Here is an 18,676-nt window from a genome sequence, read left to right as displayed (position 1 = left end):
GCGCATGCGCTCAGCAGCGCGGGTAATAGCGGACGACGAGCGTGGGTTTGTTCGTGCTTGAATCGAGGCTGTAGAACTTCGCGTCAAGCGGGCCGATCGGTTTGAACAGCACGCCGTATTTCGGGATCGCCCCGCTGACCCAGCCTTCGACCAGGGGGTCGATGCGCCAGGTGTATTCGACGAGGGCGCTGCTGGAGCCATTGATCGGGACTGTCCACAGCGGTTTTTGTACATAGTCGCCGCCGGGGCTGGTCCACGGGGCGGTCCAGGTGGCGGTGGCACCCCATTTGGTGGTCACCCGGTGCACGCCGAGGGAACGCGGCGCTGCCGTGTTCGAGCTTGCGTGCGCCAGCTTGAGCTGCGCGCTGACGATCAGGGCGTCGGAGAGCTCGCTCGGCAGGTTCTCGAATTTGATGAGCGCATACGCCGTGTCCTGGGTCGTTTCAAGGGTAGGGACGTTGACCATGTTGCCGGGCCTGTCCTTGATCGTGGTGTCACTGTCGCCGGAGGGAACGATCGGCGCTGTGTCGCTCGCGTTCGCGCGGCTGTAGCGCGTGGCTCGGTAGTCGACCACCGAGCGGGTGCTGCGGGCAGTTTTGGCCGTGACGCTGATTTTCCAGTCACGGCCATCGAGGCTGACCTGGTCCGCCGTGATCGTGCCGCCTGCCAGGGGAAGGTCGGCAAATTTCCTGGTCGAGGTGCAGCCGAGTTTTTCGTTCTGCCAGCGTACGAGAGCGACGCCAGCGCTGGCCAGGTAGCGCGCCGCTTCGATATCGTATTTCGCATCCACCTCGGAGACCGACATGCTGCCCTCGCGCGTCAGGCTGTACGCGAGCGTGCCCACCAGCGCCAGGGTGAGCGCCACCGGCAGCAGCAGCAGGCCGCGTTGGGTTGCGGTGCTCATGGCGCCACCCCCAGGCGCACGACCGCAGTCGTGGCCGTGCTGGCGCTGTCGCGGGCGAGGTTCAGGCTGACCTGGATCAAAGGCCGTTCGCTCGACGATGTCAGCGCCGTAAGCGTGATGCAGGTGACGGATTCGGCCAGCACATACTTGTCTTTACCCGAGGTTTCGATGAGTGCGCCATCGATGACATCGTAGGCGGCGGACTTGGCGCCGCCGCACGACGACCCGGTCAGCTGCGCCGCCGCCGTGGAGGCGCCGATGCGCGCGGCAATGCGCTCGAGTGCGAAATTGGCTTCCCGTTCGACCGTCAGCTGGTTGCTGCCGATGCGCGCGGCGCTGGACGCCGTGGCCAGCATCGGCACCAGCGGTGCCAGCACGAGGGCCGTGATCGCCAGTCCCAGCAACAGTTCGACCAGGCTCAGGCCGTGTTCACGGAAGCGCTGCGGCCGCTTCATCGTGCCACCAGCGTAGTGAACGAATAGCCGCCGTTCGCGGCGACGGTAATGTGGAGCAGCGGCGACTCCAGGCGGGGATCGCTGGAGTTGACGTTGCAAGCGAGCCAAACCTCAGCCGCGCCGTTTTCGCGCTCGTAGCAGGCAATATAAACGCGCGGCGCGGTATCGCAGGATGCATCGGCCGGCAGCGGCAGCGCCGCGAGCTGATCCTTGCCGGCGGCGGCTGCATACAAGCTCTGGTACGGCTCGGCCAAAACAGTTTCCATTGTGTTCTTTATACAGCGCAGTTCTCGTGCTTTGGCCGCGGCAATCGACGAAGCCGTGATGCCGTTGCGGATGGCGTCGCCCATCGGCACCGCGCAGATCGCCAGCAGCAGGACCGCCACCATGATTTCCACGAACGAGAAACCATGCTGGCGAGCGACAGCGCTCAAAACGTCACCCGGCCCGTCACCGGCGCCAGGCGTACCACGCGCTCGACATTCCCGTAGCGGATCGTGACCCTGCCTTCGCCCTTCAGCGGGTCGATGTCCTTGGTACCGAACAGTGCGCTCCATAGCTGGCTCAGCTTGCTTGGGTCGATGTACGAGGGCGTCCCATCCGGGCCGAACGAAGCGTAGTTGGTGGTGGGGCCGCCTTCGTAGTCGAAGACGGCGCTGACGATGGTCGCGCGCGGCATGGCGTTTCCGGCAAAGCTGATCTGGTAGTCGCGTTTGTCGACCGGATGCGTGGCGGTGGTGCCATTCCCGGAGTTGGGCTCATACACCCGCAGGATCTGGGTTGCAGGGTTGACGCTGACCTGCTGGTACTTGCCGGTCCGGATCGCTTCACGCTGGGCGAAACGCAGGGCGCTGGCGATCTCCGCCGCCACCGCGTCGGCGGCAGCGGGAGACGTCGACGATGCCTGGGGGATGGCAATGGCGGCCACCACGCTGACGACGGCGATGACGATCACCATTTCCGCCAACGTGACACCCGCATGCCGAACGGCAGGACGACGGAGCACGATGGCGCGTGCTGCTTTATTTGGCCGACAATGCGGTCGCGCCGTCACGCGACAGGCGGGTCGTATTGATCTGCAGCGTGCCATTGGTGTTCAGGAAACGCCAGCCGGTCGTCGCTGCGCCCGGCGGGTTGTTGGCCGCGGCAGTAACCACGGTGACGGTCGCCACATTCGTGACAGGTTCGACCGGGATCGCACGCAGGTACGGGCCGAAGCTGTAGCCAGGCGCGGCGACGCTGCAGGTGCGGCCTGCCGCGTCAGAGAAGGTCGTCAATTGCTGGATGAGGGCGGCCTCCGTGTTGACCGCACCGTCGCCAGCCGTGCCACCGGTGCAGGGCAGTGCCGCTGCGGCGCCGGCGACGAAGGTCGACGGATAGGTATTGTTGTGCTGTACGCGATACAGTTCGATGGCCGAGCGCAGCGTCGTCAGGTTGGCAATGGCCGCCGACTCCTGCGCGTCGGTCGAGGTATTCGAAAACTGCGGAATCGCGATCGCCGCCAGGATCGCGATGATGATCACGACGATCAGGAGTTCGATAAGCGTGAAGCCTTTGGCGGCGGCGCGGCGGAAAGTAGAGTTCATCATTTTTTGAGTAGGTGGCTAAGGGCGATTTGCTGTGGGCAAAGTCTTAACGAGTAGCAACGAAGAGTAGCATGAAACATCACCTCTTTTTGTTGCCGTTGCGCATTAACCATTCCAGATTGTCGTTTTTCAGTGCACAGCGCGCGACATTTTGAAGATAGGCAGAATGATCGAGGTAACGATGGTGCCGACCAGTACGCCCATCACCAGCAGCATCACCGGTTCGGCCATCTTCGCCAGCGCGTTCAGCTGGCGCGTCAAATCTCGTTCATAAAAATCGGCGACCCGTCCCATGACGCGGCCGAGGGAACCGGTCTGCTCGCCGGTGTCGATCATCTGCTTGACGCTGACCGGAATCAGGGAGCTGTCGCGAAAGCCGGCGGCGATGCCGCGTCCCTCGGTCACTTGCACCTCGAGGTCGCCGATAAAACGCTGGAACTCGGCGTTCGGAATGACGTTGCGGCAGGCGCCGAGCGTGGCCAGGATGGTCACGCCGCGCTCGAGCGAAATGCCCATCACGCGCATCAGGCGCGTCAGGTAGATCTTGATGAAGATGTCTTTCACGAAGGGCACGCGCAGCTTCATGCGGTCGAGCCATTCGTGCACGTCGGGACGGCGCGAGGCCACCAGCAGGCCACCGACGAGAACCAGGGCGCCGATGCCGAAGACCGTGCCGTGCCGGGTCAGGGCATTGCTGGCGGCAATAAAAATCTTGGTCGTCAGCGGCAGTTCGTCGTAGATCGCCGTGAACATCACCGAGAACTTCGGGAACACGGCCACCAGGATGAACACCACCACCAGGATCGAAAACACGATCAGGAAGCCGGGATAGGACAAGGCCGAGACGATGGTGCTGCGCAGCCGCTCCTGCTTTTCGTCCATGTCGACCAGCTGCTCGAGCACCTCGGCGAGAAAACCGCCTTCCTCGCTGGCGCCGATCAGGTTGATGTAGGTCGGCGGGAACAGGTCCGGGTGTTTGTTCAGTGCTTCGGAAAAGCGCTGGCCGCCGACGATGGCGTCCGCCACTTCGCCGATGATGGCCTTTAAACGCGGCTTGACGGTCTGGTCGCGCAGCGCGCCGAGGGCGTCGTGCAGGGGCACGCCCGTTTCCAGCAGCAGCGCCAGGCGTTCCGTAAACAGCATGCGGTCGGCACTGCCGATGCGCTCCTGTGTGAAGGTCCACGCCGGTTTGCGCGCGGCCGCCTTGGCGGCGGCCGGCCCGGCCAGTTCGGTCGCCGTCACCGGCGCCGGCAGATCGTCCCATTCGAGTGCCATGCCTGTCCTTTACAGCGAGTGCACGACGCGCGCGATTTCCTCGGGCGTGGTGTCGCCGCCAAAGGCGCGCTCCATGCCGTCGGCATACAAATCGCGGTGGCCGCTGTTGGCCACGTGCTGGGCCATCGTGTCCTTGCTGGCATTCGCCACGATCATGCGCTGCAGCTCCGGCCCCACTTCGAGCAGCTCGTAGATGCCGAGCCGGCCCTTGTAGCCGGAGTCGTAGCACGACGGACAGCCGCGCCCCTTCAGGAGTTTCAGATTGCCCTCTCCCTTGTAACCATAGGCGGCGGCCGCGTTCGGCGGCACGAGATAACCCGTTTTGCAGGCCGGGCAGATGCGGCGTACCAGGCGCTGCGCCATCACCCCGATCAGGGCCGACGACAACAAATAGGGTTCGACCCCCATCTCGACCAGGCGCGCGACGGCGCCCAGCGTGTCGTTGGTGTGCAGGGTAGTGAGCACCAGGTGCCCGGTCAATGCCGCCTGCACCGCGATCTCGGCCGTCTGGCGGTCGCGCACCTCACCTACCATGATGATGTCCGGGTCCTGGCGCAGCACGTGCTTTAATATTTTCGGGAAGGTGAGGCCGATCGCATCGTTCACCTGGTTCTGGTTGATGATGTCCAGCTGGTACTCGACCGGGTCCTCGATCGTGACGATGTTTTTCTCGATGCTCTTTAAATAGTTGATCGCCGCGTACAGGCTGGTGGTCTTCCCGCTGCCGGTGGGGCCAGTCACCAGGATCAGGCCGTGGCTGCGGCCGAGCAGCCTTTTAAACGTGTCGACGGCGCCGCCGTTCATGCCCAGCTTGTCGACATCGAGGATCGACTGGTTTTTATCGAGCACACGCAGCACCACCTTCTCGCCGTAGATGCCGGGCAGGGAAGAAAAGCGCAGGTCGACCGTGCGGCCCTGCGTCATCACCTGGATGCGGCCGTCCTGCGGTAATCTGCGCTCGGCGATGTCGAGGTGCGCCATCACTTTCAGACGCGAGACGATCGCCGGATGCAGTTCGATGCGCGGCGACATGACCTCGTACAGGATGCCGTCGATCCTGAGCCGGATGCGCGACTTGTTGCGCGAGATCTCGATGTGGATGTCGCTGGCGTTGTCGTGGATCGCGCGCTGGATCACGGCATTGACCATGTTGATCACCGGGCTGGCGCCGGCCATCTGGTCGATCTGCGTGTAGTCGTCCGGGATCTGGTTTTCCACCAGTTCGAGGTCGTTCGCCTCGCTGTGGATAAAGTCCGGCATGGTGCCGCCGTAGGCATCGTCGCGCACGCGGTTGATGTCGGCCGGCGGCGCCATCGCCACCCGGATGCGGCAGCCGGTGCGGGCGCGGATCTCGTCGATGCTGTGCACCGCCTGCGGCTCGCCGGTGGCGATCGTCAGCGTGTTCTCGACCACGAACAGCGGGATCACGTTCAGGCGTTTCGCCACGTCGCGTTCCAGCAAGGAGACGGCGGTCGGATCGTACAGGCCCGCGCGCAGGCTGACGAAAGGCAGGTCCAGCTGTTCGGCCAGCGCCTGAAAGAGAGCGGCCTCGGACAGCCACTTCTTTTCGACCATGATGAAACCCATGCGCTTGCCGGTCTGCTCCTGCAATCTCGCCGCCTCCGCCACCTGGGCGGCGGTCACGATGCCGCGTTCGACCAGGATGTCGCCGAGTTTTAATTGACCGGCCGGGCGCGCCGGTTTCGCCGGCGCCTGCGGTGCGTCATACAGGGCCACCTGGTCGGCGACGCCGGTGATCGTCAGGATATCGAGCAGCAGCGGGCTCGGATAGGCCAGTTTGAGCCAGCCGCCGAGCGAACCCAGGCGGGCGGCCGCGCGCGTCATCAATTCCAGCGCGCGCCCGGACAGCAGCGGCACCTTGCCCAGGTCGAGCACGATGCTGACCTGGTGCTGGGTGATGCATTCGGCGAGCGCGCTTTCCACGGCGTCGATGGCCTCCGTTGCCACCAGCGCCATCGCCGGCGCCAGGTAGGTCATCGAGCCGATGCGGCTGCGGGTAACTGCTTCGCTCATTTAGGCTGCAGCTCCCACCGCACTGAGGGCTGGCTCGCGCGCGATATTGAAACGGGCGATCCATTCCGGCTCTTGCGCGCAGACCGCCTCGAACACCTTGATGATGGCCGGGTCGAGCTGGCTGCCGGCGACGCGCGCGATCTCCGCCATCGCCACTTCGTGGCTGCGCCCGGCGCGATAGGCGCGCGAGCTGGTGATCGAATCGTAGGTGTCGGCCACCGCGATGATGCGCGCATGCAGCGGAATATCGTTGCCCTTCAGGCCGTGCGGGTAGCCGGTGCCGTCGTATTTTTCCTGGTGGTGGCGTGCGCCCGGTACCGCCCCTTTTAAACGGTCGATGTGGCGCAGGATCTCGTAGCTGCGCTCCGGGTGCACTTTAATGAACGTGAACTCGTCGGCGGTCAGGCGGCCCGGTTTGCACAGTACCGCGTCGGGAATGCCGATCTTGCCGACGTCGTGCAGCAGCGAGCCCCAGAACAGGTCGTCGGTGTCGCGTGGTCCGAGGTTCAGCGCTTCTCCGATCTGCATCGTGATGTAGTGCACGCGCTCGGAGTGGCCGCGCGTGTACGGGTCTTTCGCTTCGACCGCCTCGATCAGGGCGTTGGCCATCTGGTCGTTGAATTGCCGGGTCTCGGCGAGCATGCCGTACATCCTGGATAAGCCCGACAGCTGGTTCGCCAGCAATTCTCCCAGCTTGCGGTCGCTGTTCGAAAAATCGGGTTTCGCAAGATGGTTCGCCAGCACCAGGATCGCGACGACACTGCGGTCGTGGATCACCGGGCAGCACAGCAATTTGAAGGGCAGGTCGGTAAAGATATAGGCGCGGCGCGGGTCGGCCACGTCGTTGATGACGATCGGTGCGCGTGCCGAATGGGTAAAACGGTATAAATCGCCGCGCATCTCGACCAGCACCAGGTCGAGGTTGTGGATCGGCGCCGACAGGTTCGTCGCATGCACGCACAGGTTTTCGCCCGGTTTGACGAAGGCGGCGACATCGGCGTCCATGTGCTCGGCCCAGCTTTGCAGCAGTTTCTGGAACAGGTCGGCGCCCGGTTCCAGTTGCTGGACCTGCTTGTCGATCGCATACACCAGGTGCAGCTCTTCGTAGCGCTCGGACAGTTCTAGCGCCATGTTGTCGAGTTCGCGCTTGGCCGCGACTTCGTCGGCGATGCCGGCGCCGATGTCCTCGAAGGTTTCGGCGAGCGCATCCCAGGCGATCGGGGCCTCAGCCAGGGTCTCGACACGCACGGCAAGGTAGCCGAGCAGCCCGGTCTTGCCGTGGATCGCCATGTAGAGCAGCGTGTCGCCGTCCGCGTCCAGGCGTTGCAGGCCGTCGCCATCGCTGTGCCAGTTGAAACCGGCGGCGCAGCGCGCGCCGATCCAGGCGGCGATGTCGCTGTCGGCGCGTGCGGTCCACACGGCAAGGCCGCCGGCATCGCACACCGCGAAGTCGTGCTCGACGCCGGTGACGCGGCGCAGCCAGCGCGCATGGCGGGAAAAATCGAGCGCGTGCAAAGCGTCAGGCTGCATGGGTGTTCTCCTGCTGGGTGGCGGCACTCGTAAAATGGGCGGCCAGGCGTGCGATCAATTGGCGGGGGCTGAGCGGCTTTTCGAGAAAATCGACATTCGCCAGTTCCTTCACCCATTCACGCTCGTTCGATGCCGTCATCGAGGTCATCACGAAGATCGGGAAGGGGGCGTCGGGATAGCGGGCGCGCGCCGTGCGACACAGCTCCCGCCCGTCCATGCCGGCCATCTGGATGTCGCTGACCATCACGTCGGGGCGGCGTACGCCCATCTTTTCGAGCGCCTCGGCGCCGTCGTTGGCGCTGGCGACCTCGTAGCCTTCGCGCTCGAGCATCAGGCGCAGCACGCGGATCACGTGCGGCTCGTCATCGACGAGCAGGATCATGCGTTTGTTCATAGGACTTGGCCTCCTTCGACCAGGGCCGGCATTTTTTTCAGGTGGATCGAGAACACGCTGCCGTGTCCCAGTTCGCTGTCGATCGTTAGGCGGCCATGGTGCAGCTCGACGATCTGATTGGTGAGATACAGCCCGAGGCCGTGGCCGCCGCGCTGCTCAAGGCCCGTTTCGCGCACGCGGAAGAATTTCTCGGTCACGCGCTCGCGGTCGTCCGGGGTCATGCCGATGCCGCTGTCGCGCACCGCGATCACGACGTCCGAGTCGCCTTCGTCGGCCGCCAGCACCACGCTGCCCCCAGGCTGGTTGTATTTGATCGCGTTGTTCAGCAGGTTGTTGATGGCAATGCGGAACAGGTCCTTGTCGACCGAGACGGCCGCCAGGTCGCGTGCCACCTGCAGTTCGAGGCGGATACCTTTACTGTCGGCGCGCGCACGCGCCTGCTGCCAGGCGTCGCGCAACAAGTCGTCGAGTTTGACGCGGTGGCGCTCGGGACGCATGCTGCCCATCTCGAGCTTGCTGACGTTGAGCAGGTTGTTGACGAGCGAATTCATGCGCTCGACTTCGTCCTGGATCACGTTGATCGCTTCCACGCGCAGCGCCGGATCGTCGACGCTGGCGTCGGCCAGCATTTCGCCGTACATGCCGATCACGTTCAGCGGCGATTTCAGTTCGTGCGCCACGTGGGCGACGAAATCGTTGCCGGCCTGGCGCGCCAGGTGCTCGCGGGTGGCGTCGCGCAGCACCACCAGGGTGCCGTAGGCCATCGAGTGGCCGAGTAATGCCTGGGCCGTGGCCCATAAACGCTTGTCGGGCACGCCGGCCGGGTTGAATTCGATCGTCATCTGGCTGCGCGTATCGAGTCCGGCGCTGCGAAAGCGCGCCAGCATCGCGCGCAGTTCCGGGTCGCGGCACCAGGCCTCGACCGGCTGCGACAGCACCTCGGCGACAGGTACGCCGAGCAGGGGCTCGATCTTGCCCGTGGCGAAAGTCACTTCGCCTGCCGGATCGAGCACCAGTAAACCGTCCGGCAGGCATTGCAGCACCGCCTGCATCTTGTTGCTGCCGTATTCGAGCAGGCGGCCGCTGGCCATGCTGGCCACGCTTTCCTGTTCCAGCTCGCGGATGCGCGCGCTGGCCTGGTCGAGGTAGCGGTTCAGTTTATGCGCCAGGCCGCGCACGTCGGCATCGCCATCGTTCCCGTTTGTCGGCACCACGGCCGGCAGCGCCTGGCCCGACCCCGCCTGGGCGGCGGCGACCGTGCGCAGCTGCTCGCCGAGCGCGGCGAGCGGCGCCATTTCGCGCTTGATCACGAGGTAGATCAGCGGCACCAGCAGGAACATGGCCAGCGCAATCAGCGCATAGAAGGGCAGGTCCTTCATGGCGAAGGGCGTGCGTGGCTCGAAATAGCCGATCCGCACCTGCATTTTCTGGTCGGCGCTGGCCAGCGGGCCGTGGAATTCGCGGATCGCGCGTCCGTTCTGGCCGGCGGCGATGAGGCGCTCGGCAAACCCGGTCAGGGCCAGCGGCACGGCGGGCGGCACCAGGGTGCCGGCGCTGGCCACTTCGGTCACATTGCGCCCGTTCTCGAAGCTGACGGCCGCATACGCAAAATCCGGATTGTCGCGGTAGGCGAGAATGGAGTCGAGCACGCTGGGCGCGCCCTTGCCCGGCGCCAGCACCGCGACCGGCAATGCCGCCAGCGAACGCACCATGCCCAGGCCCTGGGCGCGTACCTGTTCCGCATGCTCGGTCTGCTGGCGTTGCAGCAGCAGGGTTACCACCAGTGCGATCACCGCTAGCGACGAGACAATGAGAATCAGGCCGATCCGGTTATTTTTCATGATGGCGGGTCCTTCCGGGCGTGTGCGGCGCTGGTCGACAGTAAGTGGTGGGGAAGCGTCAGACTATAGTTGAAAATTTCTTCAAGGAAAATAACATTCTGCTTTCACTGCCTGTCTGGTCAAGTTTTTGTCGATACCGGTACACACTTCCGGACGAAATGCGAAGTTTCAGCCTAGAACGCCGGCGCGATCTGGAACAGGGCGCCTGCGCCATCCGCGCTATAGTGATAACAACCAGACATCACTCCTGAAACACATGAGCAATTCACGCTACGACGCTTCCGACAACGACACCGGCGACGACGACGCCTTCCTTGAACGCGAACTGAACCTGGGCGAGCGCGGCATCGAACTGGTCAAAATGGAAGGGCGGGTGTTCCTGCGCTTTACGGGAGAAGTGAAATACGAGGGCCTGCGCGTGCGCTACGCGCTGGTGCCGGCGCGCGGCGTGCTGGCCAAGCCGAGTAAATGGCGCAAGATGGATTTGACGAGCCGGCGCGCGCTGATCGAGGAGCGCACGGGCGACAAGGCGCTGGCGGAACTCCAGCTCGACACCGAGGAGTTCGTGCGCGACATCGCCGAGCAGGCCGATGATGCCGGTTTCGACCCGCGCGTCTTCCTCGGGGTGCTCGAGGAACTGGAAACCTCGGAGCCGGCCGACTACGTGTTCGAGCGGATTCGCCAGCGGGTAGAACACGCGATCGAGCGCGAGCAGGAAGAACGACACGCCGCGCGCACCAAGGAAAGCATCAATCTGGCCGAATACCCGGAGTCCTTCGAGGTCGCCAGCCGCATGCAGCGTAAATTCATTGCGCTGCTCGGGCCGACGAATTCCGGAAAAACCCACCGCGCGATGGAAGCGCTGGCGAAAGCGGGCAGTGGCGCCTATCTCGCGCCATTGCGGCTGCTGGCGCTGGAAAACTACGAACGCCTGCAGGCGGCGCGCCCCCATGGCGAGCCGATCAAGGTGAGCCTGATCACGGGAGAGGAGCGCCGCATCGCCGAAGGCAGCACCCACGTCGCCAGCACCGTCGAGATGCTGGACAGTAAAACGCCGATCGAAGTGGCCGTGATCGACGAGATCCAGATGCTGGCCGACCGCGACCGCGGCGCCGCCTGGACCGCCGCCGTCTGCGGCGCGCCGGCCTCGGTCGTCTACCTGGTCGGGGCGCCGGAAGCGCGGCGTGCGATCGAGGCCCTGGCCGAACGGCTGGAAGTACCGCTCGAAGTGCACGTATTAAAGCGCATGGCGCCGCTGGCGATGGAACCAGGCCCGGTCCGTAAATTGTCGAACCTGCGCCGCGGCGATGCCGTCATCGCGTTTTCCCGGCGCGAGGTCCTGATGTGGCGCGACATGATCACGGAAAAGGGGCTATCGGTCGCCACCGTCTACGGCAACCTGTCTCCGGAAGTGCGGCGCGCCCAGGCCGAACGCTTCAGGGAGGGACAGGCCGACATCGTGGTCGGCACCGACGCGCTGGCCATGGGTTTGAACATGCCGATCGCGCGCATCGTGATGACGACCGCCGTCAAGTACAACGGCGTCGAAGAGGAAGAGATCTCGGCGGCGCTGGCCAAGCAGATCGCCGGCCGTGCGGGGCGCTACGGCGTGCACGAAGAGGGCTTTGTCGCCGGCTACGACGACGACACCCACGAAGTCATGCGCGCGCTGATGAAGGAAAAAATTCCGCCGGTGCCGGCCAGCGGCTTTGCCGTCGCCCCCTCGCTCGAACAATTGCACAGGATCTCGTCGGTGACGGGAGAAACCTCGCTCGTAAAACTGCTGCGCCGCTTCGTGCACAACATCGACGTGCCGGACGGCTTTTTTTATCCGCGCATCACGGAGGACCAGAACGAACGCGCCGAGTGGCTCGACACCCTGGACCTGACGGTGGCCGAAAAATTCATGCTGTCCCTGGTGCCGATTTCAAGCCGGGTGCCGATGCTGCAAAGCGCCTGGGAGCACTGGGCCTTATCTCTTGCGAAAAAGAAGGTCAGCCGGCTCACGCCGCATCCGGAAGGGCTGTTCTGGAAGAACCTGCAGGAAGTGGAAGACACCTGCCGCATGTATTCGGCCTATGCCTGGCTCGGCTACCGCGCGCCGGAGTTCTTCCCCAGCATCGAGGAAGCGCAGCAACTGGCGCGGGAAGCATCGGAGCGGGTCGATTCGCTGCTGCAGCAGCAGAATGCAGCCACGCGCAAGCGGCAGGGCGGGAATGCGCATAAATCGAAGCGCAGGGCCTAGCCCGGGGCACCCTCCGGCAATGCTTGTCCACCCGGTGTAGGATAGCCAATTCGCCACTCGGGATAACCCAACATGACCACCGCACCAACCCTAGAAGCTTTCAACCAGCGCGGCATCGGCACGCTGCCCGGCTACCTCGGCATCGAGATCATCGAGGTCGGCCACCAGAGCATGACCGCGCAATTGCCTATTCAACCGCACCACCTGGCGCCGAACGGCTATTTACATGCCGGCAGCGTGGTGACCCTGGCCGACACCGCGGCCGGCTACGCCTGCATCGCCAACCTGCCCGAAGGCGCCCAGAGTTTTACGACGATCGAACTGAAATCGAACCATTTCAGCACTGCCCGCGAGGGCACCATCGTCGCCGTGGCGAACATCGTGCACGGGGGCCGCACGACCCAGGTGTGGGACGTGAAAGTGACGGACAAGGCCAACGGCAAGACGATTGCCCTGTTCCGCTGCACGCAAATGATCCTGTATCCGAAGTAAGAAACTTATGGCGGCGGCACGCAAGCTGCCGCCACGCCGGCCGCGGTGCCGCCCACGGCATGCAGATCGGACGGCGGCTTGCCGTTGCCGGCCAAAATCGCCGGTTGGCCCTTATAGGTGAGCGTTAATTGCTCGCCCGTATAGTTGGCGAGCGCCTTCGGCACGAAGATGGCGAAGCGGTAGTTCAGCTCAGGATAGTAGCCGCTCTGGAAAACCTGTTCGGGCGGGCCTTCCTGGATTTCGGCGGCGATGGCGTCGAGGATCGGCATCGTATCGCCCGCATTGTTCAGGTCGACCTGGCCCTGGTAGCGCAGCGAATAGGGCGGCAGGCCGCCGAATTCGCGTCCTTCGTGGCTGACACGGAAATTATTGACGCTGTAATGAAAACCGCGCTGCGCACGCCCGTTGACGTCGACACTGCACACGACAAAGATGGCCCAGAAGCCCTGCGAATCGACCGGAGACAGGTAGCCCACGCGGTACAGCGCGGCCGACAGGGGAATCGGGTTGGTAAACCGGATTTCGTGCGCGTTCGCGACATGCTGGTAATGCAGCACGGCGACCGCCCTCGGTTTCGGCCCGGCGCAGGCGGCCAGCGCGAGCAGCGCGATGCACATGCCTATCCTGCGAATGAAATACCCCATTGCATCTCCTTTGCGCGTACGGCCAGCGGCTTTGCGGCCCGCGAATGCATCAAGCTTGGCCCGTTCCGGCGCCATCGGCTTGAGCTAAGTCAGGCGTGCTGTAGCGTCTTCGCCGCGATCGCGGCCCGCTGGCGCGCATGCATACGAGTGTAATGACAGTTCGGCATCGCAGCAAGGCGAGCACGGCCCATCGAAGCCTTAGCCCGCAGCGAGCGCCTTTTGCAGCAGGGCATGCACTTGCTTGAAATCCGGCTCGCCGACATAGCGCTTGAGGATGCTGCCATCCTTGCCGATCACAAAGGTAGTCGGCGTCATGGTGACATCGCCGAAGGACTTGGCGATGTCTCCGCCCGCATCGAGGGCGACGGTGAAGGGGAGTTTGCGGGTTTCCGTAAAATTGACGACGTAGTTCGGCGGGTCGTACTGCATGGCCACCGCGACGAATTCCAGGCCCTGGCCCTTGAACTTGTTATAGGTGTCGACCATGGCCGGCATCTCGTGCACGCAGGTGGTGCAGGAGGTTGCCCAGAAATTGACCATGACGACTTTGCCGCGCAAATTCGCGGTACTGATCTTGTCGCCGGCAATGCTGATGAAAGTGACGTCGGGCGCTTTTTCGCCATGCGCCAGGGTCGTGTAGCCGACCCCCGCCAGCGCGAGCACGAGTGCGCCGATGGCGGCAGGTTTGATCCAGGAGCGAGTAGGAGCATTCATGGCGCAGGCGGAAAAAAAGCGGGGCGGGCCCCGCCGTGATTACAGGGCGACCGAGGAAGTTTTCGGATACTGCGTGCGCAGTTCCTCTTCGGTCAGATACTCGAAAATCTTGACCACTTTCTGCACGCCGGAGACGCTCTTCGCGATGTTCGCGGCCAGATCTCCTTCGCGCTGGGTCACGCGGCCCATCAGGTAGACCGTACCGCGCTCGGTGACGACCTTGAACGAGGTGGCCGAGATCGTTTTCATTTCGACCAGGCTGCCCTTCACGTTGCCGGTGATGATGGCATCCGACGAACGCGAGGTATAGCTCGACGGGCCGGCCACGGCCAGTTCGTTGATGACGGCGACCACGTTCTCGATGCCGCGCACTTCGCGCTCGACATTCGCTTTCATTGCCTCGTCGCGCACTTCACCGGTCAGCAGCACCTTGCGGTTGTAGCTGGCGATGTTGACGTGGCCGGCGTCGCCGACCAGTTTCGGCACCAGGACTTCGGCCTTGACCGTGATCGACTTGTCCTCGGTCTGCGCGCCCAGCGTGCGGCGGTCCATGCTGGCGGCCGCACCCATCGCGGCGCCGCCGATGACCAGCGGCACGCAGCCCTGCAGCGAGCCGATCAAGGCTGCGCACAGGACGGCTTTTGCCAGGGAGCCCTTCAGGCCGGGTTTATTCATTCTCGTCTCCTCCGAATAGCGCGACGTCGATGCCGTCGCAGATGCAGTGAATCGCGACCAGGTGGACTTCCTGGATGCGCGCGGTACGGCTGTGCGGCACGTTGATGTGCACGTCGGCGTCGGTCAGCAATTTGGCGAGCGCGCCGCCATCCTTGCCGGTAAAGGCGACCACGCGCATTTCGCGCTCGAGCGCGGCCTCGACGGCGGCGAGCACGTTGGCCGAATTACCCGAGGTCGACATGGCCAGCAAGATGTCGCCGGCCTGGCCGAAGGCCTGCACCTGCTTCGAGAAAATCTCGCGGAAGCTGTAGTCGTTGGCGACGGCCGTCAGGATCGACGTGTCGGTGGTCAGCGCGATGGCGGGCAGCGGGAAGCGCTCGCGCTCGAAGCGGCCGACCAGTTCGGCCGCGAAATGCTGGCAGTCGGCAGCCGAGCCGCCGTTGCCGCAGGCGAGAATCTTGTTGCCGTTGGACAGGGCGCCGAACATCAGTTCGATCGCCTGCGAAATAGGTTGCGCCAGGGCCGGGGCCGACTGCAGTTTGAGGTCGGCGCTCTCCTGGAAGTGAGCGAGGATGCGTTGAGTGTTCATAGCCGACGATTATAGTGTAGTAGCAATGGCAGGCGGCAAAGCGTTTTAAACATTGCTTACAAAGCCGGGGTATCTTGTCACACTTGAATCGCGTCGCGTAGCCAGTCGAGTGCTTCTCCGTCGATCGCGACGACGTCGAAGCGGCAGGGCGGTACGGTGGGAAGGCGTTGCAGGTAGACTTGCGCCGCACGGATCAGGCGCCGGATTTTGCTGGGGGTGATGCTGGCCGCGGCCCCGCCGTGGCGGCGGTCGGCGCGCTGGCGCACTTCGACAAAGACGAGCGACTCGCCGTCGCGCATGATCAAGTCGATCTCGCCGCCTTTGCAGGTGAAATTGGCCTCGACCAGGACCAGCCCGTGGCGGCGCAGGTAGCGCAGGGCGGTTTGCTCTCCCTCGCGGCCTTGCGCCTGCTTCTCGGACAGCTTAACAAAAGCCATCTCACTTCCCGGCTACCGCTTCGTAACCGATGCCGTCGCGGTAGACGGCGGACGCCTCAATGCGCCGCAGCGACCAGGCGCCATTGTTCCGGCGCACCGACAGGCGTCCGGTCACGCCGTCCAGCTCGAAGCCGGTGCCCGGCTGTTGGACCAGGGTGCGCGCCACCTGGAAGGCATCGATGCCGAGCGCATATAAACGCTGCATGTCGAGCGAGTCGCTGTCGACCGGGCGTGGGTAGAGCATCACTTGCGCGTTGTCCGGCTGGATGGTCCAGGGCAGGTCGACCAGGCGCACGCCATCGAGTTCCGGCACTGCCAGGCCCGGGGAACGCCCTGGATTGGCCGCCGAAAGCGCATAGGTCGGCAGCGAGGTGCCGAGCGAACTGCGCACCTGGCGCAGGGTGCCGGCGTCGAGCGCGGCGAACACCAGTTCCGGACGGTCGACCGCGAGGCGCGAACGCAGCTCGGACAGGGCATTGGCGTCGACATAACCGTCGTTGATCGGCAGTTCGACACGCGCGTTGTTGTGGCCCAGGCGCGTCCAGCGTGCAGTAAACGCGCCGGCGGCGCGCTGCTGCCAGGCGGCTTTGCCACTGAGCACCAGGGCGCGTCCGGCCGGGTGTTCCTGGGCGGCCCAGTCCGCTGCCTGTCGCGCTTCTTCTTCCAGCGACAGGCCGAGGACCAGCACCTGCGGCGGCAGCGGGCCCTCGGTTTGCGGGTGGTTCAGCACCAGGGTGGGCCGGGTCACGGCATTGCTGCCGATGATCGCCGCCACGCTCGAGCGCGCCAAGGGGCCGACGATGATATCGTTCTGTTCGGCCGCGCGGGCATAGGCCTGCAGGGTCGACTCGGGCGACTCGCCGCTCGCGACCACGGTGACCTCGATTCCTGCGCCGTCGCGTTCCTGGCCGGCCAGGAAGCCGGCGCGCACGGCCTCGGCCGCCTGGCCCAGACCCGGCGACCCCAGCGGCAACAGCAGGGCAATGCGCGCCGTACCAGCGGCGGGCCGGGCGCCGGACTGCGGGTTATTCGTTCCCGGATACAGCTCCACCGGCGAAGTGCGCATTTCCGAGGGCGGCGTTTCCGGCGGCGCTGGCGGCGGCTCGCTCGGTACCGCACTTGTGTTTGGCTGGACGGGCGCGCACAATCCGCCCGGTACGCCGCAGCCCAGGTCGGGCGGCATGGGCGTGGTGCAGCCCGCAAGTATGCTAACTGCGCCAACTGCGCCCACTGCGCCCACTGCGCCGGCGGCCAGCAGGCCTTTTTTCATAAGACTTTTTACGAGCATCGTATCCTCAACATGAACGACAACCAGTCCATCGATATCGCCCAGCTCCCCGTGATGGCCGAGGCAGCTCAACAGTCTTATCCTACAGCAACATTGTATGTGGTGGCCACCCCGATCGGGAACGCCACCGACATCACGCTGCGCGCGCTGCACCTGCTGGCGCTGGCCGACGTGGTCGCCTGTGAGGATACGCGCAAAACCGGCGCCTTGCTCACCCGTTACGGCTTGAACAAACAGATGCTTGCCGCGCACCAGCATAACGAGCGCGAAGCGGCCGACAAGCTGGTCGCGCGTCTGCGTGCAGGCGAACGTGTCGCTTTGGTGTCGGACGCCGGCACGCCGGCTGTCTCCGATCCTGGCGCGCGCATCGTCGACGCCGTGAGGGAGGCCGGCCTGCGCGTGATCCCGCTGCCGGGCGCCTCGGCGGCGGTCACCGCGCTGTCCGCATCCGGCCTGGTCAACGACCGTTTTAACTTTGTCGGCTTTTTGCCGGCCAAATCGAAGCAGCGCGAAGCGGCATTGATGGAACTGGCGCGCGAGCCGGCCACCCTCGTCATCTATGAAGCGCCGCACCGGATCGTCGATTGCGTCGAGGCCCTGGCCGCGGCATTCGAGCCGACGCGCCAGGTCGTGTTCGCGCGCGAACTGACCAAATTGTTTGAAGAAATCCACCGCTGCCCGCTGGGCGACGCGCTGGCCTGGGTCAAGTCCGACCAGCACCGTGAGCGGGGCGAATTCGTCGTGCTGGTCGAAGGGGCGACGGTCGAGACCGATGCGCAGGATGCGGAAGCCGAGCGCATCCTCAACATTTTGTTGGCCGAATGCAGCGTCAAGCAGGCGGCGAATCTGACGGCGCAAATTACCGGGCGCAAGAAGAATGCCTTGTATGAGCGGGCGCTGCAGATCAAGGGCTAGCGTTCCGCATGGGCATGGCGTGCCCGATGAAACCGTAGGCGAGGCCATTGGCCTCGCCTACCCCTACCATTTGCACCCGCTATCCTTTTTGTCCGCCAGGATCAGCAAGGGCCCTAACAAGCCTCCCGGCAAGCCGTCCTTGCAGTCCCTCCGTTTCGCCGCCCCGATCGCCCGCGCGGCCCGGGATTCGGTCTCCAGTGGTTTTTCCGGAAATTGTCCGATGGCCGTGCCCTCTTTGGCCGGATCGCGGATATTCGCCAGCGAACGCGCCATCCTGTGCGCCGCCTCGCGATCGAAGTGCGGCGCCTCGGGTTCGCTCGCAGGTTCGGGCGCCTGCTGCACCGTCAACGGATCGGATTGGGCCGGTTCCGGCGTCGGATCGACCGCGATCACGGGGCGGGGTCGATGCGGCTTCGCCCGCTGCACCGGCCGCGCGGCGGGTGAGGTCGGCGCCGCTTCCTCGACGCGCGGCGCAGGCGGCGGTGGGGGCGGTGGCCGCAGGCGCACGGCGATCGGGCGCGGCGTGGCCACGGTCGGCGGCGGCGCGCTGCGCCCGAGCGTCAGCACGAGCGCGTGCACGGCCAGCGAGAGCGCGATTGCGGCCGCGATGCGCCGGTTGATCCGGCCGGCGTCGTCCATCAAGCTGCCCCTGCCTGCT

20 protein-coding genes are annotated in these 18,676 nt (G+C 64.8%); 3 read left to right on the top strand and 17 right to left on the bottom strand.

Annotation, left to right across the window (positions count from 1 at the left end):
* Positions 1 to 10: 10 nt before the first annotated feature.
* The 10 genes from ACI48I_RS19550 to ACI48I_RS19505 all read right to left on the bottom strand — a co-directional run bounded on the left by ACI48I_RS19550 (position 11) and on the right by ACI48I_RS19505 (position 10,019).
* Entirely contained in the window at positions 11 to 904 is an 894-nt protein-coding gene (locus ACI48I_RS19550; protein WP_193687770.1) for a DNRLRE domain-containing protein, read from the bottom strand.
* Positions 901 to 1,359: a prepilin-type N-terminal cleavage/methylation domain-containing protein gene (locus ACI48I_RS19545; protein ID WP_193687769.1), complete on the bottom strand. Its 459-nt coding sequence runs from the start codon at positions 1,357 to 1,359 to the stop codon at positions 901 to 903. Before ACI48I_RS19545 ends, ACI48I_RS19550 begins: the two co-directional genes overlap by 4 nt.
* A complete protein-coding gene (locus ACI48I_RS19540; protein WP_498575152.1) occupies positions 1,356 to 1,793 on the bottom strand; it encodes a type II secretion system protein in 438 nt (145 codons plus the stop codon). The genes ACI48I_RS19545 and ACI48I_RS19540 overlap by 4 nt, the downstream gene beginning before the upstream one ends.
* Positions 1,790 to 2,449: a GspH/FimT family pseudopilin gene (locus ACI48I_RS19535; protein WP_227496632.1), complete on the bottom strand. Its 660-nt coding sequence runs from the start codon at positions 2,447 to 2,449 to the stop codon at positions 1,790 to 1,792. Before ACI48I_RS19535 ends, ACI48I_RS19540 begins: the two co-directional genes overlap by 4 nt.
* Positions 2,382 to 2,948, bottom strand: a complete 567-nt coding sequence (locus tag ACI48I_RS19530) for a prepilin-type N-terminal cleavage/methylation domain-containing protein (RefSeq protein WP_227496631.1) — start codon at positions 2,946 to 2,948, stop codon at positions 2,382 to 2,384. The genes ACI48I_RS19535 and ACI48I_RS19530 overlap by 68 nt, the downstream gene beginning before the upstream one ends.
* A 126-nt stretch (positions 2,949 to 3,074) precedes the next feature.
* Positions 3,075 to 4,220, bottom strand: a complete 1,146-nt coding sequence (locus ACI48I_RS19525) for a type II secretion system F family protein (protein WP_193687766.1) — start codon at positions 4,218 to 4,220, stop codon at positions 3,075 to 3,077.
* Between the two features lie 9 nt (positions 4,221 to 4,229).
* A complete protein-coding gene (locus ACI48I_RS19520) occupies positions 4,230 to 6,254 on the bottom strand; it encodes an ATPase, T2SS/T4P/T4SS family (protein WP_498575151.1) in 2,025 nt (674 codons plus the stop codon).
* Entirely contained in the window at positions 6,255 to 7,784 is a 1,530-nt protein-coding gene (locus tag ACI48I_RS19515) for an HD domain-containing phosphohydrolase (RefSeq protein ID WP_498575150.1), read from the bottom strand.
* The gene (locus ACI48I_RS19510; protein ID WP_193687763.1) at positions 7,774 to 8,178 is read right to left on the bottom strand and encodes a response regulator; all 405 of its coding nucleotides are present in this window, start codon (positions 8,176 to 8,178) and stop codon (positions 7,774 to 7,776) included. The genes ACI48I_RS19515 and ACI48I_RS19510 overlap by 11 nt, the downstream gene beginning before the upstream one ends.
* Positions 8,175 to 10,019: a PAS domain-containing sensor histidine kinase gene (locus ACI48I_RS19505; protein WP_498575149.1), complete on the bottom strand. Its 1,845-nt coding sequence runs from the start codon at positions 10,017 to 10,019 to the stop codon at positions 8,175 to 8,177. The genes ACI48I_RS19510 and ACI48I_RS19505 overlap by 4 nt, the downstream gene beginning before the upstream one ends.
* Positions 10,020 to 10,275: 256 nt before the next feature.
* Between ACI48I_RS19505 and ACI48I_RS19500 the strand changes: the two genes are divergently transcribed.
* Positions 10,276 to 12,264: a helicase-related protein gene (locus ACI48I_RS19500; protein WP_498575148.1), complete on the top strand. Its 1,989-nt coding sequence runs from the start codon at positions 10,276 to 10,278 to the stop codon at positions 12,262 to 12,264.
* A 72-nt stretch (positions 12,265 to 12,336) separates the two neighbouring features.
* Positions 12,337 to 12,756 (top strand): PaaI family thioesterase, encoded by a 420-nt coding sequence (locus tag ACI48I_RS19495; protein ID WP_498575147.1) that lies wholly within the window; start codon positions 12,337 to 12,339, stop codon positions 12,754 to 12,756.
* Between the two features lie 5 nt (positions 12,757 to 12,761).
* On the opposite strand, the gene ACI48I_RS19490 is transcribed toward ACI48I_RS19495, so the two are convergent.
* The 6 genes from ACI48I_RS19490 to ACI48I_RS19465 form a co-directional block, all read right to left on the bottom strand.
* Complete coding sequence (locus ACI48I_RS19490) at positions 12,762 to 13,373, bottom strand: hypothetical protein (RefSeq protein ID WP_498575146.1); 612 nt, start codon at positions 13,371 to 13,373, stop codon at positions 12,762 to 12,764.
* 225 nt (positions 13,374 to 13,598) lie between these two features.
* Positions 13,599 to 14,114, bottom strand: coding sequence for a peroxiredoxin family protein (locus ACI48I_RS19485; RefSeq protein WP_498575145.1), 516 nt, complete (start codon positions 14,112 to 14,114; stop codon positions 13,599 to 13,601).
* A 39-nt stretch (positions 14,115 to 14,153) separates the two neighbouring features.
* The gene (locus tag ACI48I_RS19480) at positions 14,154 to 14,789 is read right to left on the bottom strand and encodes a BON domain-containing protein (protein WP_193687757.1); all 636 of its coding nucleotides are present in this window, start codon (positions 14,787 to 14,789) and stop codon (positions 14,154 to 14,156) included.
* Complete coding sequence (locus ACI48I_RS19475) at positions 14,782 to 15,378, bottom strand: phosphoheptose isomerase (RefSeq protein WP_193687756.1); 597 nt, start codon at positions 15,376 to 15,378, stop codon at positions 14,782 to 14,784. Before ACI48I_RS19475 ends, ACI48I_RS19480 begins: the two co-directional genes overlap by 8 nt.
* Positions 15,379 to 15,455: 77 nt before the next feature.
* A complete protein-coding gene (locus tag ACI48I_RS19470) occupies positions 15,456 to 15,815 on the bottom strand; it encodes a YraN family protein (protein ID WP_498575144.1) in 360 nt (119 codons plus the stop codon).
* Position 15,816: 1 nt separating this feature from the next.
* On the bottom strand, positions 15,817 to 17,085 hold the full coding sequence (locus tag ACI48I_RS19465) for a penicillin-binding protein activator (protein WP_498575143.1): 1,269 nt from the start codon (positions 17,083 to 17,085) through the stop codon (positions 15,817 to 15,819).
* A gap of 30 nt (positions 17,086 to 17,115) precedes the next feature.
* Between ACI48I_RS19465 and rsmI the strand changes: the two genes are divergently transcribed.
* Positions 17,116 to 18,018, top strand: a complete 903-nt coding sequence (rsmI, locus tag ACI48I_RS19460; protein ID WP_193687753.1) for a 16S rRNA (cytidine(1402)-2'-O)-methyltransferase — start codon at positions 17,116 to 17,118, stop codon at positions 18,016 to 18,018.
* A gap of 63 nt (positions 18,019 to 18,081) precedes the next feature.
* Here rsmI and ACI48I_RS19455 read toward each other — a convergent pair whose 3' ends face one another.
* Positions 18,082 to 18,657 (bottom strand): hypothetical protein, encoded by a 576-nt coding sequence (locus tag ACI48I_RS19455; RefSeq protein ID WP_193687752.1) that lies wholly within the window; start codon positions 18,655 to 18,657, stop codon positions 18,082 to 18,084.
* Between the last annotated feature and the right edge of the window lie 19 nt (positions 18,658 to 18,676).

It is taken from the genome of Massilia sp. LXY-5 (assembly GCF_059801075.1).
This window is presented reverse-complemented; position numbering and strand designations above follow the sequence as displayed.

Excerpts from the sequence above, each read along its gene's own strand:
- ACI48I_RS19455 (WP_193687752.1), bottom strand. The coding sequence starts at position 18,657 with ATGGACGACGCCGGCCGGATCAACCGGCGCATCGCGGCCGCAATCGCG.
- ACI48I_RS19520 (WP_498575151.1), bottom strand. The coding sequence starts at position 6,254 with ATGAGCGAAGCAGTTACCCGCAGCCGCATCGGCTCGATGACCTACCTG.
- ACI48I_RS19505 (WP_498575149.1), bottom strand. The coding sequence starts at position 10,019 with ATGAAAAATAACCGGATCGGCCTGATTCTCATTGTCTCGTCGCTAGCG.
- ACI48I_RS19535 (WP_227496632.1), bottom strand. The coding sequence starts at position 2,449 with ATGGCACGCTGCAGATCAATACGACCCGCCTGTCGCGTGACGGCGCGA.
- ACI48I_RS19550 (WP_193687770.1), bottom strand. The coding sequence starts at position 904 with ATGAGCACCGCAACCCAACGCGGCCTGCTGCTGCTGCCGGTGGCGCTC.
- ACI48I_RS19485 (WP_498575145.1), bottom strand. The coding sequence starts at position 14,114 with ATGAATGCTCCTACTCGCTCCTGGATCAAACCTGCCGCCATCGGCGCA.
- ACI48I_RS19510 (WP_193687763.1), bottom strand. The coding sequence starts at position 8,178 with ATGAACAAACGCATGATCCTGCTCGTCGATGACGAGCCGCACGTGATC.
- ACI48I_RS19475 (WP_193687756.1), bottom strand. The coding sequence starts at position 15,378 with ATGAACACTCAACGCATCCTCGCTCACTTCCAGGAGAGCGCCGACCTC.
- ACI48I_RS19530 (WP_227496631.1), bottom strand. The coding sequence starts at position 2,948 with ATGATGAACTCTACTTTCCGCCGCGCCGCCGCCAAAGGCTTCACGCTT.
- ACI48I_RS19465 (WP_498575143.1), bottom strand. The coding sequence starts at position 17,085 with ATGAAAAAAGGCCTGCTGGCCGCCGGCGCAGTGGGCGCAGTGGGCGCA.
- ACI48I_RS19545 (WP_193687769.1), bottom strand. The coding sequence starts at position 1,359 with ATGAAGCGGCCGCAGCGCTTCCGTGAACACGGCCTGAGCCTGGTCGAA.
- ACI48I_RS19490 (WP_498575146.1), bottom strand. The coding sequence starts at position 13,373 with ATGTGCATCGCGCTGCTCGCGCTGGCCGCCTGCGCCGGGCCGAAACCG.
- ACI48I_RS19500 (WP_498575148.1), top strand. The coding sequence starts at position 10,276 with ATGAGCAATTCACGCTACGACGCTTCCGACAACGACACCGGCGACGAC.
- ACI48I_RS19495 (WP_498575147.1), top strand. The coding sequence starts at position 12,337 with ATGACCACCGCACCAACCCTAGAAGCTTTCAACCAGCGCGGCATCGGC.
- ACI48I_RS19470 (WP_498575144.1), bottom strand. The coding sequence starts at position 15,815 with ATGGCTTTTGTTAAGCTGTCCGAGAAGCAGGCGCAAGGCCGCGAGGGA.
- ACI48I_RS19515 (WP_498575150.1), bottom strand. The coding sequence starts at position 7,784 with ATGCAGCCTGACGCTTTGCACGCGCTCGATTTTTCCCGCCATGCGCGC.
- ACI48I_RS19480 (WP_193687757.1), bottom strand. The coding sequence starts at position 14,789 with ATGAATAAACCCGGCCTGAAGGGCTCCCTGGCAAAAGCCGTCCTGTGC.
- ACI48I_RS19525 (WP_193687766.1), bottom strand. The coding sequence starts at position 4,220 with ATGGCACTCGAATGGGACGATCTGCCGGCGCCGGTGACGGCGACCGAA.
- rsmI (WP_193687753.1), top strand. The coding sequence starts at position 17,116 with ATGAACGACAACCAGTCCATCGATATCGCCCAGCTCCCCGTGATGGCC.